We start from the raw sequence: 3094 nt of genomic DNA, 5'->3' as shown, positions 1-3094 counted from the left end.
CGACGTGAGCGGTGTTGATGGTGATACCGCGCGCTTTTTCTTCCGGAGCCGAGTCGATCTTGTCGAACTCAACGACTGCCGAACCGAAAACTTCGGAGCAGACGCGAGTCAGAGCTGCGGTCAGAGTGGTTTTACCATGGTCAACGTGGCCGATAGTGCCAACGTTTACGTGTGGTAGGGAACGATCAAACTTTTCCTTAGCCATCGATACAATCCTCCGCAGAAGAAATAGTCTTACGCTGATAAAGCTGATAAAACAAAGGCAGATATTTTCATATCTGCCTTGTTTATATGGAGCTCTTGAGCGGACTTGAACCGCTGACCTCACCCTTACCAAGGGTGTGCTCTACCAACTGAGCTACAAGAGCGAAACACTTTGCGCAAAATCCAGCAAACTTGGAGCGGGTAGCGGGAATCGAACCCGCATCATCAGCTTGGAAGGCTGAGGTTCTACCACTAAACTATACCCGCGGAGCTTGCGGCTCTCGCTAAAACTGGTGGAGGGAGAAGGATTCGAACCTTCGAAGCTCTCGCAACGGATTTACAGTCCGTCCCCTTTGACCGCTCGGGAATCCCTCCAGATGTGGCCGGCATTCTATTTGTCTGCCGTCCTAGTGTCAAGCGTTTTTTCAAATTTTTTCAATCAAATCTGAAACTTAGCTGCTTTGACACCGCTTCCAGCTCTACCACCTCAGTGGTGTTCCCTGTGAAGCGGGCGCCATTCTATCAAGCTATTCGCCAGTTGCAATACCCTGGCAGAAAATAATTTTATGTTTTAAGTCTTTGAAATCGTTGGAAAGAGCGACGAGTACTGTTTGGTCCAGCAAACGCTCGCTTTCCGGGGAAATCTTGAGCCAGAGACCATCAGCGCCCGGTAACTGACCCGACACCGGCAACGCATTGATATCCAGGCTCAGCAGCCGCTGGCGCAGTGCATCGAGCTGCTCTTTTGCCGCCAGGCCACCTACTACCAGGCATTCATCACGACGACGGGCCGGCGCGGACACACCGGTTTCACGCAACAGGCGAATTTCTTGCTGACTACCTTTGTACAACGACAGCGGGGCGACATCCTTGGCCTTGAGCGGGGCTTCCTGTTGGTGCCAGACGTAATAGAAGACGTTGAGCACCAGCAACAGCAGAAACAACCAACGCATAAGCACCTCAGTCCAGTGGGCAGGCCATTGCCAGGCCAACGAATACCAGGTCAGGGACTACGCGCGCCGTCGGTGCTGCTTCACGCACCAGCGGCGCATCCCCACCGGTAAGGAACACCGTAAAATTCTCCCCCCAGAGCGCCCGCGCCTGCTCAAGCTGAGTATGGGCAAAGCCCTGCAACATCAACACACAGCCACGCTCCACAGCCTCGACCGTCGAGCGGCCAGGGGCAAGGCTTGTCAGTGCGCGTACTGCCGAAGCATCGTCATAGCGGATACGCCGTGTGTGCGTACGCAGCTGGCTGCGCATCAGCGGCATGCCCGGGCAGATGTAACCGCCCAGGTGCTCGCCATCGGCGGCAATGAAATCGGATTTGGCGGCGGTGCCAAGATCAATCACCAGACAAGCTCCCTTGGCCAGGTGGAATGCACCCAATGCTGCAAGCCAACGATCCATGCCCAGGCGCTGGTAGTCTTCATAACCATTGCGCACCCCTGCCATTTGCTGAGCAGGTTCGGCAACGCGCGCCACCACCGAGAACGCCTGGCGGATCAGCGCGCAGAGCGCCGCGGTTTCTTCTTCGCTGCGCACGCTGACGATACGGCAGCCAGACAAACGCAACGACGCCAACGCACTGACCTCGGCCACCAATGCCTGGTCGGAATCGACAATACCGCCGCCCACGATCGTAGCGTCGGCGGCGTGAATGACTCGCCATTTAATGAAGCTGTTACCGCAATCGAGCTCAAGAATCATCACGCAACCTCAAACTGAGCTCACCACCACTGAAGCTCTTTTCTACACCTTCGACTTCAAGGCGCAAACCGCCCTGCCCGTCCACCCCCAGCACCACCCCATCAATGCGGGTACTGCCAGCAACAAGCGATACGTTACGCCCCTGCCATAGATGCGCCTGCTCCCATTCTTCCTGGAATGCAGCAAACCCATAGCGGCGGTGACGCGCCAATTCATGCTGCAACTGCTGATTGAGCTTTGCCACCAGACGGTTGCGATCAATAGCGGTGCCAACCTCTCGCCGCATCGACGTCCACTCCTGGTCGACCTGGTCGTTGGCTTGCATGTTCACATTGATACCTATTCCAAGCACAACGTGACACACGTCTGCAGGATCACCCACTAACTCAAGCAAGATACCGGTGATCTTCTGCCCACGAACAAGCACATCATTGGGCCATTTCAGCCCCACATCCTTTACTCCAAAGCCCTGCAGGGTCCGCATCACTGCCAACCCCACCACCAGGCTCAGCCCTTCGAGCTGACGCATGCCACCTTCGACACGCAGGACGAGACTGTAATAGAGGTTCTCTGCGAAAGGGCTGACCCATTGGCGACCGCGGCGGCCACGCCCAGCGCTTTGGCGCTCGGCAAGGACCAGGAATGGCGCCGGCTGCCCTTCGCTTGCAAGCCGAAGCCCTTCAGCATTGGTTGAATCGATGGTTTCGTGGATGAAAACAGGCCACTGCTCACCCTCGGCGAATTCATTGATCGCTTGTGATTCGAGCAGGGCGAGAGGTGCCGCCAGCTGGTAGCCACGCCCACGAACCTTGTGAATGGTGAGGTTCAGCTCACTCTCCAGGTGCTGCAGCTGCTTCCAAACGGCGCTGCGACTCACCCCGAGGGCTGCCCCCAAGGCTTCTCCGGAATGGAACCGGCCATCCTTGAGGAGATTCAACAACTTCAGCATGCCAGTCTCGACTTGGAATAAGGCTGGCATGATAGCTATGGGTAGTGGGCTTGCATAGGAAAAGGGCTGCCCGGAAAGACCGCAGGAAGGACTATTTTCGGCCAGAAAAGACAAAACCCCTACCTGCTCGCGCAGATAGGGGTTTTGCGAAATGAATCTTGACGATGACCTACTCTCACATGGGGAAACCCCACACTACCATCGGCGATGCATCGTTTCACTACTGAGTTC

4 protein-coding genes and 3 tRNA genes are annotated in these 3094 nt (G+C 56.1%); all 7 read right to left on the bottom strand.

The features are described 5' to 3' along the window. On the bottom strand, positions 1 to 205 hold a 205-nt coding region (locus OO306_RS27870; RefSeq protein WP_253146831.1), incomplete at its 3' end, for a GTP-binding protein. A gap of 87 nt (positions 206 to 292) precedes the next feature. Next, positions 293 to 368: transfer RNA gene (locus OO306_RS27865), tRNA-Thr, on the bottom strand. A 29-nt stretch (positions 369 to 397) separates the two neighbouring features. After that, positions 398 to 471 (bottom strand) — tRNA-Gly (locus tag OO306_RS27860). A 24-nt stretch (positions 472 to 495) separates the two neighbouring features. Then, positions 496 to 579, bottom strand: a tRNA-Tyr gene (locus tag OO306_RS27855). 152 nt (positions 580 to 731) lie between these two features. Continuing rightward, a complete protein-coding gene (locus OO306_RS27850) occupies positions 732 to 1157 on the bottom strand; it encodes a hypothetical protein (protein WP_027595484.1) in 426 nt (141 codons plus the stop codon). 7 nt (positions 1158 to 1164) lie between these two features. Beyond that, positions 1165 to 1914: a pantothenate kinase gene (locus OO306_RS27845; RefSeq protein WP_027595483.1), complete on the bottom strand. Its 750-nt coding sequence runs from the start codon at positions 1912 to 1914 to the stop codon at positions 1165 to 1167. After that, on the bottom strand, positions 1904 to 2863 hold the full coding sequence (birA, locus tag OO306_RS27840; RefSeq protein ID WP_265970371.1) for a bifunctional biotin--[acetyl-CoA-carboxylase] ligase/biotin operon repressor BirA: 960 nt from the start codon (positions 2861 to 2863) through the stop codon (positions 1904 to 1906). Before birA ends, OO306_RS27845 begins: the two co-directional genes overlap by 11 nt. Positions 2864 to 3094: the final 231 nt, after the last annotated feature.

It is taken from the genome of Pseudomonas sp. DCB_AW (genome assembly GCF_026240895.1).
GTDB lineage: Bacteria > Pseudomonadota > Gammaproteobacteria > Pseudomonadales > Pseudomonadaceae > Aquipseudomonas > Aquipseudomonas kermanshahensis.
The sequence above is the reverse complement of the archived record's forward strand: the minus strand, read 5'-3'. Positions and strand labels throughout refer to the sequence as shown.